Source organism: Kitasatospora sp. DSM 101779, from assembly GCF_025655475.1.
Lineage (GTDB): Bacteria > Actinomycetota > Actinomycetes > Streptomycetales > Streptomycetaceae > Kitasatospora.
Genome location: NZ_JAHTIK010000001.1, coordinates 2,343,049 through 2,344,185, shown reverse-complemented (window position 1 = coordinate 2,344,185; position 1,137 = coordinate 2,343,049). Strand labels below are relative to the sequence as shown.

The window sequence follows — 1,137 nt, the reverse complement described above, 5'->3', positions numbered from 1 at the left end:
GCGGGCCCGCGGCGGGTGCGGTCACCGCGGGGGCTCCGCGAGCCGGTTGAGGCCGGCCCGGTCCTGGCCGCTGACGAGGGTGCAGGCGTGCTCGGGGAAGTGCGGGCGGACCTTGACCGCGGGGACGGTCATCCGGACGGCGAGGGCGAGCCGTTCCGCACCCGAGGTGTTGACGCCGGAGGCGTGCAGCGCCCGGTCGGTGAAGACGGCGCACTGGCCGGGCCGCAGCGGCAGGGAGACGGCGCGGCTCTCGTCCACGTGCTCCGGCGGGACGAGCAGGGTGGCCCGGCGGCCCGGGCCGGACGGCCTGGCGGGCAGCACGGCCCGGGTGCCGGGGACGAACCGCAGGCAGCCGCTGTCCTCGGTGACGTCGCTGATGGCGATCCAGAAGGTGAAGTGCAGCGGCGGCTCCAGCCCGTACTCCTCGCCGGGGGCGTAGACACCGCCCCAGTCCTGGTGCCACTGGAACTCCGGGCCGCCGGACGCCTTGGCGATGAAGGTCGAGCGCCACACCAGCAGGTCCTCGCCGTACAGCGCGCGGGCGGCGGCCAGCAGGACGGGGTGGGTGATCAGGCGGTGCACGGCCGGGGAGTCCAGGTGGCGGCTCTCGATGTACGGCACGGGGCTGGCGCCGCCGCGGCCGGCCACCAGGTTGGCGAGCCGTCCTTCGACCTGTTCGGGGGCGGGGGCGGGGGCGAGGCCCGGGGTGTCGAGCACGGCGGCGAGTTCGGGGCGCAGCGCCTCCATCTCCGCCACGGACATCAGGGTGAGCGGGCCGAGGAAGCCCTGCTCGCGATAGCTGTCGCGCTGCTGCTGGGTCAGGTCGGACACGGGGTCGGCTCCTGGATCGTCGAGGGGGCGGCCGAGTGGGCCGCCGGGAGGACTGCGGTGGGGTGCGGCCGTGCGGCCGGCGGCGGGTAGTGGCGGGAGGTGCCGAGGACGAGGTGCTCCCACGGGTCCAGCGCGACGCCGAGGGCGGCGAGGGCGGCGGTCTCCACCTCGGGGACGGGGCCTGCGGGGGTGGTGCCGGGCGGGGGCGGCGCGAGGATGCCGTCGATGCCGTGGCCGGGCGGCAGCAGCCCGGCGAGCAGGGCGCCGCCGCCGGGGCCGGCGAGTCCGCCCGCGCCGTGCTGCTCG

1 protein-coding gene and 1 pseudogene are annotated in these 1,137 nt (G+C 77.5%); both read right to left on the bottom strand.

The annotated features are described in order from the left end of the window. Positions 1-21 precede the first annotated feature (21 nt). Positions 22-831 (bottom strand): phytanoyl-CoA dioxygenase family protein, encoded by an 810-nt coding sequence (locus tag KSNIM_RS10890; protein WP_263103042.1) that lies wholly within the window; start codon positions 829-831, stop codon positions 22-24. Continuing rightward, a pseudogene (locus tag KSNIM_RS10885) lies at positions 819-1,137 on the bottom strand (hypothetical protein); the annotation flags it as partial. The pseudogene KSNIM_RS10885 and the gene KSNIM_RS10890, both read right to left, overlap by 13 nt.